At 63.9% G+C, this 18,577-nt stretch carries 17 protein-coding genes; 7 read left to right on the plus strand and 10 right to left on the minus strand.

The window, feature by feature from the left end; all coding sequences use genetic code 11:
- Window positions 1-12: 12 nt before the first annotated feature.
- Window positions 13-369, plus strand: coding sequence for a BON domain-containing protein (locus L0U84_RS11470; protein WP_233849949.1), 357 nt, complete (start codon window positions 13-15; stop codon window positions 367-369).
- 151 nt (window positions 370-520) lie between these two features.
- Here L0U84_RS11470 and L0U84_RS11475 read toward each other — a convergent pair whose 3' ends face one another.
- The 8 genes from L0U84_RS11475 to L0U84_RS11510 form a co-directional block, all read right to left on the minus strand.
- Window positions 521-1,753 carry an acyl-CoA dehydrogenase family protein gene (locus L0U84_RS11475; RefSeq protein WP_233849950.1) on the minus strand — a complete coding sequence of 411 codons (1,233 nt, stop codon included), beginning with the start codon at window positions 1,751-1,753 and terminating at the stop codon, window positions 521-523.
- Window positions 1,754-1,798: 45 nt separating this feature from the next.
- The gene (locus tag L0U84_RS11480; RefSeq protein WP_233849951.1) at window positions 1,799-3,220 is read right to left on the minus strand and encodes an aldehyde dehydrogenase family protein; all 1,422 of its coding nucleotides are present in this window, start codon (window positions 3,218-3,220) and stop codon (window positions 1,799-1,801) included.
- A 96-nt stretch (window positions 3,221-3,316) separates the two neighbouring features.
- Window positions 3,317-4,648: an MFS transporter gene (locus L0U84_RS11485; protein ID WP_233849952.1), complete on the minus strand. Its 1,332-nt coding sequence runs from the start codon at window positions 4,646-4,648 to the stop codon at window positions 3,317-3,319.
- A gap of 138 nt (window positions 4,649-4,786) precedes the next feature.
- Window positions 4,787-5,611: an SDR family NAD(P)-dependent oxidoreductase gene (locus L0U84_RS11490; RefSeq protein ID WP_233849954.1), complete on the minus strand. Its 825-nt coding sequence runs from the start codon at window positions 5,609-5,611 to the stop codon at window positions 4,787-4,789.
- Window positions 5,612-5,646: 35 nt separating this feature from the next.
- On the minus strand, window positions 5,647-6,063 hold the full coding sequence (locus L0U84_RS11495) for a MaoC family dehydratase (protein ID WP_233849956.1): 417 nt from the start codon (window positions 6,061-6,063) through the stop codon (window positions 5,647-5,649).
- Window positions 6,064-6,076: 13 nt separating this feature from the next.
- The gene (locus L0U84_RS11500) at window positions 6,077-6,517 is read right to left on the minus strand and encodes a MaoC family dehydratase N-terminal domain-containing protein (RefSeq protein WP_233849958.1); all 441 of its coding nucleotides are present in this window, start codon (window positions 6,515-6,517) and stop codon (window positions 6,077-6,079) included.
- A gap of 40 nt (window positions 6,518-6,557) precedes the next feature.
- Window positions 6,558-7,745 (minus strand): lipid-transfer protein, encoded by a 1,188-nt coding sequence (locus tag L0U84_RS11505; RefSeq protein WP_233849960.1) that lies wholly within the window; start codon window positions 7,743-7,745, stop codon window positions 6,558-6,560.
- Window positions 7,746-7,773: 28 nt separating this feature from the next.
- Window positions 7,774-8,913, minus strand: coding sequence for an acyl-CoA dehydrogenase family protein (locus tag L0U84_RS11510; protein ID WP_233849962.1), 1,140 nt, complete (start codon window positions 8,911-8,913; stop codon window positions 7,774-7,776).
- A gap of 305 nt (window positions 8,914-9,218) precedes the next feature.
- Between L0U84_RS11510 and L0U84_RS11515 the strand changes: the two genes are divergently transcribed.
- The 4 genes from L0U84_RS11515 (at window position 9,219) to L0U84_RS11530 (ending at window position 13,816) form a co-directional block, all read left to right on the plus strand.
- The gene (locus L0U84_RS11515; protein ID WP_233849964.1) at window positions 9,219-10,412 is read left to right on the plus strand and encodes an acyl-CoA dehydrogenase family protein; all 1,194 of its coding nucleotides are present in this window, start codon (window positions 9,219-9,221) and stop codon (window positions 10,410-10,412) included.
- A 16-nt stretch (window positions 10,413-10,428) separates the two neighbouring features.
- Window positions 10,429-11,547, plus strand: a complete 1,119-nt coding sequence (locus L0U84_RS11520; RefSeq protein WP_233849966.1) for an acyl-CoA dehydrogenase family protein — start codon at window positions 10,429-10,431, stop codon at window positions 11,545-11,547.
- A gap of 79 nt (window positions 11,548-11,626) precedes the next feature.
- Complete coding sequence (locus L0U84_RS11525; protein ID WP_233849968.1) at window positions 11,627-13,180, plus strand: acyl-CoA synthetase; 1,554 nt, start codon at window positions 11,627-11,629, stop codon at window positions 13,178-13,180.
- Window positions 13,181-13,498: 318 nt separating this feature from the next.
- Window positions 13,499-13,816, plus strand: coding sequence for a hypothetical protein (locus tag L0U84_RS11530; RefSeq protein ID WP_326491171.1), 318 nt, complete (start codon window positions 13,499-13,501; stop codon window positions 13,814-13,816).
- A gap of 428 nt (window positions 13,817-14,244) precedes the next feature.
- Here the strand turns inward: L0U84_RS11530 and L0U84_RS11535 are convergent, their stop codons facing one another.
- Window positions 14,245-15,228: a D-alanyl-D-alanine carboxypeptidase family protein gene (locus L0U84_RS11535; RefSeq protein ID WP_233849970.1), complete on the minus strand. Its 984-nt coding sequence runs from the start codon at window positions 15,226-15,228 to the stop codon at window positions 14,245-14,247.
- A gap of 365 nt (window positions 15,229-15,593) precedes the next feature.
- Window positions 15,594-15,761: a hypothetical protein gene (locus L0U84_RS11540; RefSeq protein ID WP_233849972.1), complete on the minus strand. Its 168-nt coding sequence runs from the start codon at window positions 15,759-15,761 to the stop codon at window positions 15,594-15,596.
- Between L0U84_RS11540 and L0U84_RS11545 the strand changes: the two genes are divergently transcribed.
- Entirely contained in the window at window positions 15,749-16,810 is a 1,062-nt protein-coding gene (locus L0U84_RS11545) for an ABC transporter substrate-binding protein (RefSeq protein ID WP_233849973.1), read from the plus strand. The genes L0U84_RS11540 and L0U84_RS11545 overlap by 13 nt on opposite strands.
- Window positions 16,811-16,882: 72 nt before the next feature.
- Entirely contained in the window at window positions 16,883-18,562 is a 1,680-nt protein-coding gene (locus L0U84_RS11550) for a GMC family oxidoreductase (RefSeq protein WP_233852002.1), read from the plus strand.
- The last annotated feature ends 15 nt before the right edge of the window (window positions 18,563-18,577 follow it).

The raw sequence follows: 18,577 nt of genomic DNA on the forward strand, positions 1-18,577 counted from the left end.
GGGAGCAACACAATGAATCGTAATCTCAGGGGCCGGCTGGCCGCCGGGGCGCTCGTCGCGCTCGCGTCGCTCGGTGCGCAGGCCCAGAGCTCGGGACCGGCGGCTGCCGCCTCGTCCACGGCCAGTTCGACGATGAGCGCCAAAGAGGCGAAAGCCGCCAACCGCAAACTCCAGAAGGACGTCATTCGCGTGCTGGCGCGTACCAAAGGGCTCAGCGTGACGCACATCACCGTGCGCGCGAACAACGGCGCCGTGACGCTGGAAGGCGCCGTGCCGGAGCAGGCGCAGATCGATCTGGCGACGAGTGCGGCGAAAGGCGTGCCGGGCGTGTTGTCGGTGAGAAATACGCTGACCCTGTCGACGTTCTAGACACCGCGAGGCGATCAACCACGTTGATCGCCTCCGGTTCAACGTACCGGATCGCCGAATGCAAACGGGAGGCAGTTGCCTGATGGCATCTGCCTCCCGTTTCGTGCTGGAGCGGCTGTATTCAGGGGCGTACGCCGACCGCCCCGCTGACTCAGAACATCAGATCGCCATCGAGCAACCTGCGCGCGATGGTGCGCCGCTGGATCTCGGAGGTGCCGTCCGGAATGCGCACCGTGCGCGCATAACGATAGGCGGCCTCGAGACGCAGCTCGTTGGTCAGCCCCATCGCGCCATGAACCTGAATTGCGCGGTCGAGCACGCGACCCACCATCTCCGTCGCCGAGGCCTTGACGATCGACACTTCCTTCGTCGCGCGCCGCCCTTCGTCGATGAGCCACGCACAGTGACGCAGCATCGACTTGCACGCGTAGATGTCCATCGCGCAGTCCGCGAGCATGAACTGGACCGCCTGATGATCGGCGATCGGTTGACCGAACGTCTTGCGTACCTTCGCATACTCGACGGCCTGCGCGAGCGCCCATTGCGCGAGTCCGAGGCAGCTTGCCGCCATGCTCAGGCGTCCCGCGTTCACGCCGTCGAGCGCCACCGATAGACCCTCGTCGACCGGCCCGAGGCGGTGGCTGTCCGGCACGCGCACATTGTCGAGCGAGACGATGCCGATTTCGGAGCCGTGATGTCCCATCACGGGAATGACGCTCGGCACCGAGAAGCCGGGCGTGCTGGTCGGCAGGAAGAATCCCGTCACACCGCCGCGATGCGCGCGCGCTTTCTCTTCGTCCGTGATCGCGAAGATCATCGCGTAGTCGGCATAGGGCGCGTTGGTGATCCACTGCTTGGTGCCGTTGATGATCCAGTGATCGCCATCGCGGACCGCGCGGGTGCGCATGCCGAATACGTCGGAACCGGCGTCCGGTTCCGAGAGGCCGAAGCACATCGTCTTGTCGCCGCTCGCGAGCGCCGTGTGACAGGTGTCGAGCACGGCGGGATCGAGATGACGCAACACCGGCGACAGCCCGTTCGTAAACGGCGACGGCAACACGACCGTATGCACCAGATGCCGCGACGGTCCGCAGTGCGCATTGAGGCGCTCCTGGATATAGACGGCCGCCTGCGCGCCGAGTCCGCCACCGCCGAGCGATTCGTCGCTCAACGCCGTATAGAAACCCAGTTCGGCCGAACGCATGCGGACCTGGCGACGCAATGCCAGCACCTCGGGCCGATAGCGGCCATCCTCAGTGTAGGCACGCTGTTCGCTCGCGAGCAGCGCGCGATGCTCGTGTTCGAGCGGCGCGACTTCACGATCGATGAAACGGATGAGGGCATCGCCGAAGTCCACCCATTCGGCTGGGATGTCGAAGTTCATTGCAGTTTTCCTGTGTTGCCGATGATCGTCGCCAGGCACGCGCGTTCAACGCATGACCGACTTGTATTCGAGGTATTCGCCGAAGCCTTCCTCGCCGTATTCGCGTCCATTGCCCGAGGTCTTGTAGCCTCCGAACGGCAGCGAGAAATCGGGCGCCGCACCGTTGATGCGGACCATGCCGGCGCGCAGCCTGTCGGCGACCCGGCGCAGCCGCTCGGGGTCGCTTCCGTAGACGTACGCGGCGAGGCCGTACGGCGTATCGTTCGCGATATCGATGGCGTCCGCTTCGTCGTCGTACGCGATGATCGACAGCACCGGCCCGAAGATTTCCTCGCGGGCAATCGTCATGTCGTTGGTGACGTCGGCGAAGATCGTCGGTCGCACATAAAAGCCTCGGTCGTGACCTTGCGGCCGGCCGGGTCCGCCCGCCACGACGCGCGCGCCCTCTTCGATGCCGATGCCGATCAGGCGCTGCACCTTCTCGTATTGCGCACGGTTCGATACCGGGCCCATCCGCGTCGCCGGATCAGCGGGATCGCCGAGCGTGAGCCGGTTGGCGGTGGCCGCCGCGGCGGCCGCCGCTTCGTCGCAGCGCTCGCGCGGCACCAGCACGCGCGTCGGCGCGACGCAGGTCTGCCCCGAGTTGGTCATGCACTGGATCACCGCACCCGCCACCGCGGCGGGCAGATCGGCATCGTCGAGGATCACGAGCGGCGACTTGCCGCCCAGCTCCTGCGTCACGCGCTTGACCGTCGGCGCCGCACTTAGCGCCACTTCGACACCAGCACGCGTCGAACCCGTGATCGACACCATGTCCACATGCGGATGCGCGCTGAGCGCCGCGCCGACGACGCGCCCTTCACCGAAGAGCATGTTGAAGACACCGGGCGGCGTACCCGCCTCGTCCATGATTTCGGCGAACAGCATCGCGTCGAGCGGCGCGATCTCAGATGGCTTCAGCACGACGGTGCAGCCCGCCGCGAGTGCCGGCGCGACTTTGGCCGCGATCTGGTTGAGCGGCCAGTTCCACGGCGTGATCAGCGCCGCGACGCCGATCGGTTCGCGGCGCACGTAGTGGCGTCCGCGAGCGGATTCGAATTCGAACGCACGCAGCGTCTCCAGCGCCGCTTCCAGTTGTGTGAGGCCGACTGGGGCATGCAGTCCCTTGCACAGCGAGATCGGCGCGCCGATCTCGACTCGCACCGCATCAGCGATGTCGTCGAGCCGTGCACGGTAGCACTCGATGATGCGCGCGAGCAGCGTGGCACGCTCTTCGCGCGAGGTGGCCGACCACGCTGGAAAGGCAGCACGCGCGGCGGCGACGGCGCGGTCGACATCTTGCGCCGTGCCCATCGCGAGCGTGCCGGTCAGCGATTCATCGGCGGGATTGACGATCTCGGCGATCGCGCCGCCGCTGCTCGGCGCAACCCATTGTCCGTTGATGTAGAAACGGTTCAGCGTCTTCATGATGTGGTCCTCTGGTGGTTTCGATGCATCCGGCGCAACGCTTCACGGACCGTGCCGGTGCGGTCCGCGTCGTGCGCCAGTCGCAGGCGCTTGCGATCAGATTGCGCTCGATTGGGGGTGAGGCGCCGGTGCATCGAGCACGTGGCGCGAGCGTTCGGGGTGTAGCCAGCGCAGCGCCAGCAGCGCAGCGAGGACGGCAAGGATCGCGTTGGTTGCGAAGCCCATCTCGCAGGCGCTGGCCACTTGCGCGCCACGGGCCTGCACGATCGCGCCCATCAGCACCGGCGCGATCGCCGCGCCCAGGCTCGCGATCGCGGTATGGATCGCGAGGATCGCGCCGCGCTGAGACTCGGGCACGACTTCGGCAAGCAACGCGGGGCCGACCGCGAAGCAGACGGTCGGCAGCGCCGCGCCGACCGCGAGGATCAGCACCTTGTGCGAACCGGACAGGTCCAGCGCGAGCGGCGCGACATAGACACAGGCGCTCGCGATCAGCGCGATGCCGATCAGCTTGACGCGCGCCACACGGGACGACACGCCGCGTTCGAGCATGAATTGCGACAGCCAGCACAGGCAGACATTGACAGGCGTCCCCGTGACGATTACGACCGCGAACCAGCGGCCCGCTTCGACGTTCGAATAGCCGAGCCCTTTCTCCAGATACGTCGGCAGCCACGTGAAGATCTGACTCAGTGACCAGTACGCGGCGAAGCCGAGGAAGAACACACACAGCACGGATGGATCGACGAGTGTCTTGCGTAGCGAGCGTTGCGCCCTTCCGGATTTCCCGAGCGGCAGGTTCAAGCTGCCGTTGCCATGTGCATGCCCTCCTGCCACAGTCGTGTCGAGGTTGCCCTCGCGCCCGAGGCAAAGCCAGAGCACGCTCCACAACGCGCCGATGACACCGAGCAGCACGAAATTCATGCGCCAGCCCCAGCGGGCCGTGATATGGGGGATCAGCAGACCGGCCAGCAACATGCCGAGCCCAGCGCCCTGGCTGACGATCGCCACGGGCAGATTGCGTTTGCGGTCCGGAAACCACTTGTAGAGCGCATGCACGGTGGTCGGCATGAAGGGGCCTTCGGCCATGCCCAGCAACACGCGGCACACGAGAATCCACAGCGCGCTCGTGCCGAGCGCTTGGGGCACCTGAAGCATGGCCCAAAGCACGCCCATCGCGAGCAGCAACCAGCGCGTCTGCACGCGATTGGAGAGCAGGCCGACCGCGATCGTCGAGAGCGAAAACAGCCAGAAGAAGCCGCCGGCAATCAGGCCGAATTGCGCCGGGCTCAGATGCAGTTCGTTCGTCATCGGCACGGCGACCACGCCGATCACGACCTTGTCGAGGAAGTTGATAAGAGCAAGCCCCGTCAGCAGGACGGTCATTGCCCATGCGGAACGGGGCTGGAAATCAGACGAGGCAGTCATGGCAATTCTCGTTGGCCCGCTTCGCGGGGTCGCGCGCCGTGTTGCCGGCCGACACCTGATGCGGTAGGCCGGCCGGCTGACGGATGGAGTTGAGGTTGCCCGCGAGGCTTGCGATGCTTGCGAAGCGCCGGGCCCGTCTTACTGCGGCGAGCCCGCTACGGCGACGATCTGGCCGGTGATGTAATTCGACTCGGGCAAGCAGAACAGATACACGGCACCCGCGGCTTCCTCGGGCGTGCCGCCACGGCCGAGCGGGCAACGTTGCGCGTGCGTCTTCAGCAATTCCGGATTGATCCCCACGCGGATATCCCGCCCTTCGATCTTGACCGTCGCGCCTTCCTTCGCGTCCGCATCTGTCATCCGCGTATGGATCAGGCCGAATGCCACCGCGTTGACATTGACCTTCATGCGCCCCCACTCTCGGCTCAACGCGCGCGTCATGCCGATCACACCCGCCTTCGCGGACGAGTAGTTCATTTGTCCGGCGTTGCCGTTCAATGCCGAGGTGGACGAGACATTCACGACCTTGCGGAACACTTCCCTGCCCTCGGCCGCCTCAGCCTGGTATTGCGCCTTGATATGCGGATAGGCTGCGCGCAGGATGCGAAAAGGCGCCGTGAGATGGCAGTCGAGGATCGCGTACCACTGTTCGTCGGTCATGCGCTGGATCACGTCGTCCCACGTGTAGCCGGCGTTGTTGACGATGATGTCGATGCCGCCGAACGCATTGATCGCCGTGCCTACATAGCGGTCCGCGAAATCGGGCGCCGCGACGCTGCCGACGCAGGCAACCGCCTCAGCCCCCGCCTCGCGAAGCAGTTCCACCGTCTGTTGCGCCGGGTCCGCGTCGAGATCGTTGACGACGATGCGCGCGCCTTCGCTCGCCAGCTTCAATGCGATGGCCTGGCCGATGCCGCGCCCCGAGCCCGTCACGAGTGCGACTTTTCCGTCTAGTTTTCCCATGTCTGTTCCTTTGATTCCGTTGTGCTCAGTGATGCTCAAATTGCGACGACCGCAACGCCTACGACCTTCGCTTCGCCATACTGATTTGCCGTCTGAATCTCGACGCGCACGCGCTGCTCGCCCGCGCTTTCGAATTTGTCGACGACCTTGCCCGTGCAGGTGATCTGGTGGCCGAGATGCGTGATCCCGACGAAGCGCACGCCGAACTCGCGCAACTGGCGCTGATCGACCCACTGCGTCAGCAGCCGGCCGAGCCAGGCCATCGAGAGCATGCCGTGCGCGAACACGTCGGGCATACCGGCCTTGCGTGCATAGTCGAGGTCGATGTGGATCGCGTTGTGATCGTTCGACGCGCCCGCGAACAGCGCGAGCGTCGTGCGGTCGACGGGCGGCAGCGTGAGCGGCGGCAGCGTGTCGCCGACGGCCAGCGTATTGAAGTTCGTGGAAGTCATGGCCTGGTCCCGGTTAGCCGTTGCGGTGTACGAGCACGCTGCGCAGATCGGCAACGTGTTCGCCACGCGTGTTGGTGACGCGCGTTTCGCGCACGAGGAAGCTCAACGCGCCGCCTTTCTTGTCGTAGATGTCCGCGATGCGGCTCTCGAACAGCAGCCTGTCGCCCGCGTACGCCGTGCGGTGATAGGTGAACGATTCCTCGCCGTGCAGGATCCGCGCGGGTTGGATGCCGATTTCTTCGCGCCAGCCGCCGCTCGGCTGCGTGAGCTCGAGCGAGAACAGGAACGTGGGCGGCAGCGGCAGGCCGGAATGGCCGGCGTCGCGGGCGGCGGCTTCGTCGAGATAGACCGGGTTGGTCTCGCCGACCGCCTTCGCGAACAGGCGCAGCTGGCCCGCTTCAGCGGTGGCGTAAAAGGACGGCAAGGACTTGCCGATATGGGCTTTGTCGAGCATGTGAGTGATCCGCTAGATGAGGAAATGGCGCACGCGTGCCTCAGGCCGCCTTCTTGTACGCCGTGACGACGCACGCGCCGCCGAGCCCTAGGTTGTGCTGCAGCGCGACCTTCGCGCCCTGCACCTGACGCTCGCCCGCCGTGCCGCGCAGTTGATGGACGAGTTCGTAGCACTGCGCGAGTCCCGTTGCGCCGAGCGGATGCCCCTTCGACAGCAGGCCCCCCGACGGATTGACGACCCAGCGTCCGCCGTACGTGTTGTCCCCATCTTCGACCAGCTTTGCTCCTTCACCCTGCTTGCACAGGCCAAGCCCTTCATAGGTCAGCAGCTCGTTTTGCGCGAAGCAGTCGTGCAGTTCGATCACGTCGATATCGTCGGGGCCAATGCCGGCCTGTTCGTAGACGCGTTGCGACGCTGATTGCGTCATGCCGAAGCCGACGAGGTCGATCATCGTCGGCTTGTCGAACAGGCCCGGACCGTCGGTGGTCAACGCCTGACCGGCGATCAGCACATCGGTGCGCAGACCATGCCTGCGCGCGAAGGCTTCCGAAACGACGATCGCGGCAGCGGCACCGCAGGTCGGCGGGCAGGCCATCAGCCGGGTCAGCACGCCTTCCCACACGACGGGTGCGGCAAGCACGTCTTCTGGCGTCACGACCTTGCGGAAAATCGCCAGCGGATTGCGCGCGGCATGCTGGCTCGCCTTGGCGCGAATCTTCGCGAACGTTTCGAGCGTCGTACCGTACATCTTCATGTGCGCCTGACCCGCGCCCGCGAACATGCGGATCGCGCCGGGCTGGCCGGCATCGGGGATCAGGTCATCGGCGATCGCAATGAATTTCTCCATCGCGCGCGGCCGGTCGTCCCAGTTGCTCTTCAGCGCGCCGGGCTGCATTTCCTCGAAGCCGAACGCAAGCGCGCAATCGACCATGCCGCTCTTCACCGCCTGATGCGCGAGAAAGAGCGCCGACGAACCGGTCGCGCAATTGTTGTTCACGTTGACGACGGGAATGCCCGTCATGCCGACGCGGTAGAGCGCCGTCTGGCCGCAGGTCGAATCGCCGTAGACGTAGCCGGCATACGCCTGCTGCACGTCGCCGAAGGCGACGCCGGCATCTTCGAGCGCCGCGCTGATGGCCTTTGCACCCATCTCGTCGTAGTGGGCGCTCGCGCCAGGCTTGGCGAACGGAATCATGCCGACGCCGGCGACATAGACGTTTTGTGTCATGCGTATCTCCTCCTGTGAATGAATGGGTTCAGAGCGAACGCGAAATGAGTTCGCGCATGACCTCGCTGGTACCGCCGTAGATGCGATTCACGCGCGAATCGACGAAGGCGCGGGCCACCGGGTACTCCAGCATGTAGCCGTAGCCGCCATGCAGCTGCACCATTTCGTCGAGCGCCTTGCCGAGGGTTTCAGTCGCGAAGAGCTTCGCTACGGCCGATTCCTCGAGCGTCAGGCGGCGCCGCATGTGTTCGCCGAGGTAGTGGTCGATCATCAGACGTACGGCGACGGCTTGCGCCTGGATGTCGGCGAGCTTGAAGCGCGTGTTCTGGAAGTCCCACACGGTCTGGCCGAACGCCTTGCGGTCCTTCACGTACGCGACCGTATGGGCGAGCGTCGTTTCGAGGCGCGCGGCGGCGGCGAGCGCAATCGAGAAACGTTCCTGCGGCAATTCGGCCATCAGGTACTGAAAGCCCTTGCCGGCTTCGCCGAGCAGATTGCCGACGGGCACGCGCACGTTGTCGAAGAAGAGTTCGGCCGTGTCCTGCGCATGCAGCCCGACCTTGTCGAGCTTGCGGCCGCGCCGGAAGCCCTCGCGGTCCGCTTCGACGACGATCAGGCTGATACCCTTCGCCCCCGCAGTCGGATCGGTCTTGCACACCACCACGAACAGGTCGCCCGTGATGCCGTTGCTGATGAAGGTCTTGCTGCCGTTGATGACGTATTCGTCACCGTCGCGGACCGCCGTCGTTCGCACGGCCTTCAGGTCGCTGCCGGTGCCCGGTTCCGTCATTGCGATACCGAGGATGATCTCGCCCGAGCAGGCGCCCGGCAGCCACTTCGCTTTCTGCTCGTCGTTGCCGATGCGAGCGATATACGGCGCGATGATGTCCGAATGCATGTTGAACGTGACGCCGGAGAGCCCGCAGCGCGCCACTTCCTCCGCCATCACCGCGCTATGGCCGTAATCGCCGCCGCCCCCGCCGTACTCGGTCGGCAGCGTGACGCACAGCAGGCCTTCGCGGCCCGCCTTACGCCACGCCTCGCGTTCGACCATGCCGGTCTCGCTCCAGGCAGCCTGGCGCGGCAGGCATTCGCGCTCGAAGAACCGGCGCACCGTGGTGCGGAACATTTCATGGTCTTCGCGAAAGACGTTTCGTTGGATCTGCATATCGGATTCCTTTTTCCGGCGCACTCGATGATGTGAGGCGTTCCGGCTGACAGCGCAACGGCGCCGGATCGTGTAAAGCCGATGGTCGGCCGACATCGATTGCCGGAGCCCACCGCGATTGGGGGGGCTGGGCCGCGCCGGTCAAGACCGGTGAAAACCCGCAGCGCGGAGCGCCCCCCCACAAGCGGTGGTTTTCGCCGCACGTGCCGCACGTACGCTCGATGGCGATGGAAATACGGCGGCCCGCCCGGAACGGAGCGCGAGGCCGCGACTCGCATCGCAATTTGCCCGTTGGGGAGACATAGATGGACTTGCGCTTTACCGCAGCGGAAGAGCGTTTTCGGGAAGAGGTTCGAGCGTTCGTGCGAGACCATCTTCCGGACGACATCCGCGAAAAAGTCGAGCATCACCGGCGCCTCGGCAAGGACGACTTTGTGCGCTGGCATCGCATCCTGCATGCGCGCGGCTGGGGCGCACCCTCCTGGCCCAGGCAGTTCGGCGGCACCGGATGGACCATGCTGGAAAAGCTCATCTTCGAGATCGAGACGATCGGCGCAGGCGCGCCGCGGCTGATTCCATTCGGACTGTCGATGATCGCCCCCGTGCTGATGAAATACGCGAGCCCGCAGATGCAGGCGCGCTTTCTTCCGCGCATTCCTTCGATGGAAGACTTCTGGTGTCAGGGTTATTCGGAGCCCGGCGCGGGCTCGGACCTGGCATCGCTGAAAACACGCGCGGTTAGACAAGGCGACCGCTATATCGTCAACGGACAGAAGACCTGGACGTCGTATGCGCAGTACGCCGACTGGATCTTCTGTCTGGTGCGAACCGATCCGGACGCCAAACCGCAGGACGGTATCTCGATGCTGCTCATCGACATGAAAAGCAAAGGCGTGACCGTGCGGCCGATCACGACGCTCGACGGCGGCCGGGACATCAACGAAACGTGGTTCGAGGATGTCGAGGTGCCCGTCGAGAATCTCGTCGGGGACGAGAATCGCGGCTGGACCTACGCGAAATATCTGCTCGGCCACGAGCGCACCGGGATAGCCGGGATCGGCCAATGCCACCGTGAAATCCGCCTGCTCAAGCGCTATGCGCGCGAAGCCGCCGACGGCAAAGGCGGCGCCCTGATCGACGACGTGCGCATGCGCGACAAGATCGCGCGCATCGAGATGGACCTGATGGCGCTCGAAATGCTGTTGCTGCGCGTGGCCACCCAGGCCCATGGGCAACCGGGACCCGAGGCGTCGATCATCAAGATTCGCGGTTCGGAAATCCAGCAGGACATCGCGATGCTGCAGATGGAAGTGGCCGGTCCGCACGGATGGCCATTCGCGCCGGAGTGGCTCGAACCCGGCGCGCTGCAACCTGCCAGCGGGCCCCAATGGGCATCCGCCGCTGCCGCCGGCTACTTCGACATGCGCAAGACGTCGATTTACGGCGGCGCAAACGAAGTGCAGAAAGGCATCATCGCCAAACTGATTCTGAACGCCTGAACCGGGTAGAGCCGATATGGACTTTGAATACAGTGAAGAACAGCAGATGCTGGCCGACAGCCTGCGTCGCTTCGTCAAGCTGGACTATTCGTTTGCAAAGCGCCGCAACATCGCGCGCAGCGGGAACGCCTTCGATCACAGCGTCTGGTCGCATCTCGCGGACATGGGCGTGCCTGGCCTCACGATTCCGTCCGAATACGGCGGGTTCGGCGAAGGGCCGTCGAGTCAGCTCGTCGTGCAACGCGAACTGGGCCGTGGCCTCGTGCTCGAGCCCGTGATTCCCTGCGCGATCGCCGCTGCAGTACTGGCACGTTACGGCACCGCCGCACAACGGGCGACATGGCTGCCCGCGCTTGCAGCTGGCCAGCGCACCCTGGCCATCGCCTGGCTCGAAACGGCGTCGCGCTATCGTCCGGAATCGGTGCAGTGCGCGGCCGTGCGTGACGGCAATGTCTACGTGCTTGATGGCTCAAAGTGTCTGGTATCGCATGGGCACTGTGCCGACGGATGGCTCGTGAGCGCGCGTCTGGATGGATGCGTCGCGCTCTTTCTGGTGCCGCACGAAACGGCGGGCGTCACGGTAACGCCCTACCAGGCAACGGACGGCCTGCATGGCGCGGACCTTCGCTTCGTGCAGGCGAAGGTTCCAGTGACGGCACTGATCGGCGATGCGGCCTGCGGGATTGTCGCGCTCGAACATGGCCTCGATCATGGCATTGCGGCGCAATGCGCGGCCGCTGCGGGCGCGATGGAACGGCTGATCGAACTCACGCGCGACTATCTGAACACGAGGCGGCAGTTCGGCCAGCCGTTGGCCGCTTTCCAGGCGCTGCAACACCGGATCGCGGACATGCTGGTCCAGAAGGAATGCGCGCTGTCGATGGCTTACGTTGCGGTCCGTGCGCTCGAAGAACCTGATTTGTCGGCGCGGCGGCGCATGCTGTCCGGGGCGAAGGTGGTGGTCGCGAAGGCGGCGCGTTTTGTCGGGCAGCAGGCCGTGCAGCTGCACGGCGGCATGGGTATGACCGACGAACTTGAAGTCGGCGACTATTTCAAGCATCTCGCGATGGTGGACGTGCTGCTGGGCGACACGGACTATCATCAGGAGCGCTACTGCGCTGCGATGGACGCATGAAGACGATCGCCGGCCACGCACGCGGCGCGGCCGGCATCGATGAAAAATTATCTGCAACAAGGTTGCATGGGAGACGAAGTTGAATCTTACGAACACCCTTCATCGCTGCCTGCAGCAGACACCGGACAAGATCGTCACGATATTTCGCGGCCGTCGGCGCCGCTATGACGAATTCTGCAATCGCGTTGCCCGGCTCGCAGGTGCGTTGCAGGCCAGTGGCATGAAGACGGACGAACGCGTCGGCGTGCTCGCGCTCAATTCGGACCGCTACCTCGAAACCTGCATGGCCGTCTGGTGGGGAGGCGGCGTGCTGAACCCCGTGAACATCCGCTGGAGCGTCGCGGAAGTCGTGTATTCGCTCGACGATTGCGATACCGGCATCCTGTTCATCGACGATCAGTTCCTGCACATGGCGGCCGGCATTGCGAAGACGGCCCGGCGCCCCCCCGTGTTCATCTACACGGGCGAGCGCGAAGCGCCGGACGGCATGCTGTCGTACGAGACGCTGATTGCAGGACACGCGCCCGTCGAGGATGCGCGGCGCGGCTACGAGGACCTCGCGATGATCATGTACACGGGCGGCACCACCGGCTTCCCGAAGGGTGTGATACAGAGCCATCGCAACATCTGGGCGGGATGCATCCAGCGTATCGCCGAAACACCGCCGATCAAAGGCGGGAAGACGCTGCATGCCGCGCCGCTGTTTCACATGGCCGCCCTGTCGAGAGCGATCAACCAGTTCATTGCGGGTGAAACGCACGTCATCATTCCTGCCTTCAATGCGCGGGAAGTGCTCGATACCATCGAACGCGAAGGCATCACCGAACTGGGGCTTGTGCCGACGATGATTCAGGCGCTGATCGATCATCCCGATTTCGGCACGCGCGATCTGAGCAGCGTGAAGCGTCTGGTGTATGGCGCTTCACCGATCATCGCATCGGTGCTCGAACGCACGATGGATCTCTTCCCTGGCGTCGAGTTCTACCAGTCGTATGGGCTGACGGAAGCGATGGTCGTGACGACGAATCCGCCTGAAAGTCATGCCGAGGCGGGACGCAGAAGCGGTCGGTCATTGTCGGTAGGACGAGGGTTGTACGGCACCGAATTGAAGATCGTCGATGAAAAAAATGATGAAGTCCCGCGCGGAATAGTCGGGGAAATCGTCATATGCGGCCCCAGCGTCACGCGCGGCTACTGGAACAAGCCGAAAGAGAGCGCAGACGCATTGCGCAACGGCTGGCTGCATACCGGCGACGGCGCCTATATGGACAAGGACGGTTATATCTTCATCGTCGACCGGATGAAGGACATGATCGTCACCGGTGGAGAAAACGTCTATTCGGCGGAAGTGGAAAACGCCATTGGACGGCACCCGGCCGTGATGATGTGTGCCGTGATCGGAATTCCGAGCGATGCATGGGGCGAGGCGGTTCATGCGATCGTCGTGACGAAGGGGGATGCGCAGGTGACGGAAGAGGAAATCCGCCAGCATTGTCATCAGTTGATTGCCGGATACAAGTGCCCGAAGAGTGTCGAGTTCCGCCCCGAGATGCCGCTCTCAGGGGCAGGCAAGATACTCAAGCGCGATCTGCGTGCGCCTTATTGGGAAGGACAAGCGAAGAAAGTGAACTGATACGCCTGGCAAGCATGCAGGGTTTGAACACGCCAGGCATATCGACAAGACGAGGGGCGCTTTTAGCGCCCCGTTTTTTTTGCGGCCGTTTCCCGTCGCCAAGCCGATTAGTCGACCACCGCGGTCGGACCCACCAATCGCGGGTGGGGTCTTGGTCGTCTCGGGTTTCTAGTATCTACATATAGGTCGGTGGCTGGGTTTGAAATTCCCCTGGCCATAGCGCCAGAAACTATCGGATAAGGACGTTCCGATCGGCCAGTGCGGACATGGTTCGGCGTCTTGCCGCTCAAGAGGAACGATGGACGTCCGTTCGACACCATGTTTGAACTGCGTTGGAGTCCGACTCATTTTGGTATTGATGGCGCAGGTTACGTCGTCTGGGAATCTGGGGAGAAGTGGATGGGCAATCGGGACAGATCTTTGCGGGCTTTAGTCGACAAGTGGCTCGGTACAGGGGCTGTCAGACATACCCGCGTGAAGCGCTTCGGCAAATCGTTGCATCACCCGTGGCGTTGCGTATGTATCGAAGCGGCGCTCGCGTCCGGCAGTTTTTCAATCCTGTTCTTCCGCCACGACGACGGTTCCTGGTGCGTGTTTCCACCGCGGGTGACGCGTCCGGCGATGAACCTCGCGTAGCGTGCGGGTTCTTCGATGCCGCGACGGGTTCCTACATTCACGCTTTCTGGCTGTCCATGTAGTAGATTCGCCGTCTTTGACACCCCTCACTTCTCATGCAGTCTTCGGTGCAATGCATCGACCAGTTGAAACCGAGGTAGAGCCTACGTCGGGCCCACGCCAGTCGAGCGGTCGGAGAGCCGACAGCGTTGACTGGCCGCCTTGCCCGGATGACGACAGGCGGCGCGAGCGTCCCGCGTGCACGGATTGGGCGCGGACAACGCTCCGCAACGCGCTCTACCGGTGGCAGCCGTGCCGGAGATGGCGACGTTAGGCGTCACGTTTGCGCCACCACACCCGTTGAGGCCGAAGCAGGCGTTTGCGCCGCACGCGGCGAGCGTTGGGCTCGTCGGCTTGCCGGTAGGCGAAGATCGCCCCGAAGAAGCCGTTCAAAGAGTCACGTTGCCGCGTTCCCGCTTGCCGGCATGGTGCTTGACGGTCTGCCGGTGCGCACCGGACGTCGTCGACCCTGTCCGGTACGATGCGAACTCCACCTTGGCGCGATGCGAACGCGCGAGCATCGAATGGTGATGACGCAGCCGGGCGCTTGCGTAATAGGGCGGCTCGACGACCGGCGTTTCGTCGCCGTTCAGCCATCGATGTATCGTGACGAGATCGGCGGAGCGCCCCCACGATGTTTTCGAGCCGAGCAGCGCAATCATCACCTGGCCATTCGGCATGTTCGCATCGACCACGATGCAGCGTCCCGCCTCGCGGATATAGCCGGTCTTTGCGACCAGAACGTCCCAATCGCCTGCTCGGACTACCGGATCGGTGTTGTGATAGAACCGCGTCCTCGTGCCGATCGCCTCTTCGTAACGCGGCAGTGTGGTGTATTCGCTGATCACCGGATAGTGCGCCGCGGCTTGCGCCATCTTCACGACGTCGCGTGCCGTCGAGAGATTGTCCGGCGAGAGCCCGGTTGGATCGTCGAAGTGCGTATTGGCCAAATGCAGCGCGCGCGCCTTTTCGTTCATCTTCCGGATGAATGCAGGCTGGCCGCCCGGGAACGCCCGCGATAGTGCGGACGCCGCGCGATTTTCGGACGACATGAGCGCCAGGCGCAGCATCTCTCCCCGTTCGAGTGACGCACCGATCGGGATGCGGGAACCTGAGTGCTTGCGCCGATCTATGTCGTCATCGTTGACGGTCACCGTGTCTCTCAACGACTGGGCGCTGTCCAGCACGACCATCGCCGTCATCAGTTTGGTGAGCGACGCGATCGGCTGGACGTCGTCGGCGTTTTTTTGCAGCAGGACTTCGCCGCGCCCGGCGTCGTACACGATTGCGCTACGTGAATAGAGGAATGGCGTTTCGGCCCAGGCGACGAACGGCGCAGAGGCGAGCACTAGCGCGCTGAGGAAGTTCTTCATGGCGTTCACACCTTGGGACAGCAATCAGGCAACGGCGGGTCCAACGTGCAGGACTGTCCCCACCACTAAACTGTAGTTGCTCATCGCAGGAATGAGTATGTGAAAGTGATCATTCGGATCACCGTCGAAGGGCCCGACTCGACGACAGGTCCACGGACCGGACGTGGGCACGGGTTGCTGCCCGACAAGCCGATCTTGCGACGGCGGGCTGCAGGCAACCGGCATCGGCCTCTCAGGCTGTCTGGACATCAATCGCTGCTTCCAGGACGACCTCCAGGACGACCATCTGTCTATCAGGTACCTCTGCCAGGGCGGCCTGGATTGAGGTAATCCCGGAGGTCCACGAGGCTTGCACCGACATAACTTCAGGTCATGGACAGTCCAACAATTCCGGCATTGCTGCCGCGAAATTGACTCAATATATTCACTTCAAACACGCGCCTTTCCCATTTGCGCAGTAGCGGGAAGCGCGCCACCTGCAAGACGTCCACCGCTTCACCCCTGTCGAGGAAATGCCGTGATGAAGATTGCAAGGTTCCGCTGCTCGAGTTTTCCGCTGCGCCCGCTGGCCATGACATTGCTGTTCACCATCGCGGGCGCCGCGCCCGCCTTCGCAGCGGGCAAGATCACCTTCGTATCGCAGGGGGGCGCCTATCAGGAAGCCCAGACCAAAGCGATTCTCGACCCCGCCGCGAAGCAGCTCGGCATCACCATCAACCAGGACAGCATTCCCGATGCGTGGCCACAGATCAAGGCACAGGGCGAAACCGCCAAGCCGGTCTGGGACGTAGTCGATACCCCAACCGCCAACTGTCTGCGCGGCGGCCGCGCGGGCCTGCTGGAAAAGCTCGACTTCTCGAAGCTTCCCAACGCGGCAAGCGTGCCCGAAAAGTACCGCACGCCCTATTCCGTCGCGTACGAGTTCTATTCGACGGTCATCGGCTACAACACGAAAACGCTGAAGAAAGTGCCGCAAAGCTGGAAGGACTTCTGGGACGTGAAGAACTTCCCCGGCACGCGCGCGCTGCGCAATGATCCCGTGACCGTGCTCGAAGCCGCCCTGCTCGCGGACGGTGTGCCGCGCGATAAGCTGTATCCGCTGGACGTTGATCGCGCGTTCAGGAAGCTCGAGCAGATCAAGCCGGACATTACCGTGTGGTGGACCTCGGGCGGCCAGTCCGCGCAATTGCTGCATGACGGCGAAGTCGACATGGCGATGATCTGGAACGGGCGCGCGAGCGCCGTGATGAAGGACGATCCGGACATCGGCTTCACGTATAACGACGGCATTCTGCAAAACACGCAATTGTGCGTGCTCAAGAACGCGCCGAATCTGAACGATGCCATGCGCTTCATCAATGCGGCGCTGTCGCCCGATTTGCAGGCCAATCTGCCGCTGTTTATCGATTACGGTCCAGGCAATCCGGCTGCGTTCAAGACCGGCAAGATCTCCGAGAAGCGCGCGGCCGAACTGCCGAGCTCGCCGGCCAACGCGGCAAAGCAGGCACTGATGGCGGAAGAATGGTGGGCATCGGAGCCGGGCATTCAGGCGAAGGCGCGCTGGCTCAAGTTCATGCAGTAACCCCGGGCTCTTTTCACATCGTTCCTGACGAGCCGCGCATCGTGTGACATGTGCGGCCCATTCAATCCAGACGTGTTCGACTATCTGATTCTGGGCGGCGGCTCAGCGGGCTGCGTGCTGGCCGCGCGTTTGTCCGAAGATGCGGGCGTGAAGGTTTGCCTCGTGGAAGCAGGCCGTGATATCTCCGCGCATACGATGCCCGACGCGATCCGCAGCCGCTATCCGGGACGCGCGTATCTGGATACGCGCAACATCTGGCGGCAGTTGAAGGCGCGCATGAGCGCGAGCGCCGCCATGCGCCGTTATGAGCAGGCGCGTCTGCTGGGCGGCGGCTCCGCCGTCAACGCGCTGATGGCCAATCGCGGCGCGCCGGCCGATTACGACGAATGGGAGGCGCTCGGTGCGTCGGGCTGGAACTGGGAGTCGTGTCTGCCCTACTTTCGCAAGCTCGAAACCGACTGCGATTTCCGCGGCCCGCGTCACGGCGGCGACGGGCCTGTACGCATCCAGCGTACGAAGTGGCCGCGTATCTCGCCATTCGTGCGCGCTGTCCTGGAGACGCTCGCCAAGAACGGCTACGCGCTTCATGACGACCAGAACGGCCCGTGGGAAGACGGTACGTTCATCGGGTCGATCGCGGTAAGCGCGCAAGGCGAGCGCATTCCGACTTCCGTTTGCTATCTCGACGATGCCACGCGTGCCCGCCCCAATCTTTCGATACGCACCGGCGAAGTCGTCGAACGCATCCTGTTCGACGGCCGCATAGCGATCGGCGCGCGCATCGTGCGTGCTGACGGTACACGTGAGGACGTGAAGGCGCGGCGCGTGATCGTGTCGTCCGGCGCGATTCATAGCCCCGCGTTGCTGATGCGCAGCGGCATTGGTCCGGCCGTTGAACTCGCGGCCCATGACATCGACGTCATCGCGGATTGCGAGGGTGTGGGGCGCAATCTGATGGAGCATCCATCGATCGCGGTGTCCGCGTTTCTGCCGCGCGGCGCACGCACGCCGTTTCCCGACGAGCATCATGAGCAGGCGATCGTGCGTTTCTCGTCGGCGCTCCAGGGCACCGTGCCCGGCGACATGCACGGCGCGATTCTGTCGCGCTCGGGATGGCACTCGGTGGGCCGTCGGCTCGGGACCCTCTTCTTCTGGGTCAACAAGTCGTATTCGCGCGGCCGCGTGACGCTTGCTTCGTCCAGCGTATTCGACGAACCGAAAGTCGATTTCGCCATGCTGTCCGATGTGCGCGACCTCGAACGGCTCAAGCTCGCGCTGCGCTTTGGCGCGGCGACGCTGGCCTCGCCTGCGATGGCGGGGCGTCGCGATGTGATCTTCCCGTCGAGCTATTCGCCGCGGGTGGCGGCGGTGGCCGTGCCTGGCATGTGGAACGCGGTGCAGCGCGGCTTGCTGAGCGGCTTGCTCGATGTTGCCGGGCCTTTGCGGGGCCGGTTGATCAAAGGTGTCGTGACGCAAGGTGTGACGCTCGCCGCGCTGCTGGACGATGATCGTGCGATGACGGATTTCGTCAGACGTTCGGTCGGCGGGACATGGCATCCGTCGGGAACGTGCCGCATGGGTTCGGCCAGTGATCCGTTCGCGGTGACGGATTCAGATGGCGCGGTTCATGGCGTGGAAGGCCTGTATGTGTGCGATGCCTCGCTGATGCCGTCCATTCCGTGCGCGAACACGAATGTACCGACGATCATGATGGCGGAACGGGTAGCGGATCTACTGCGTCGCCACGCATGAAGCCGTGGCGCTCCC

The sequence above is a fragment of the Paraburkholderia sp. HD33-4 genome, assembly GCF_021390635.1.
Lineage (GTDB): Bacteria > Pseudomonadota > Gammaproteobacteria > Burkholderiales > Burkholderiaceae > Paraburkholderia.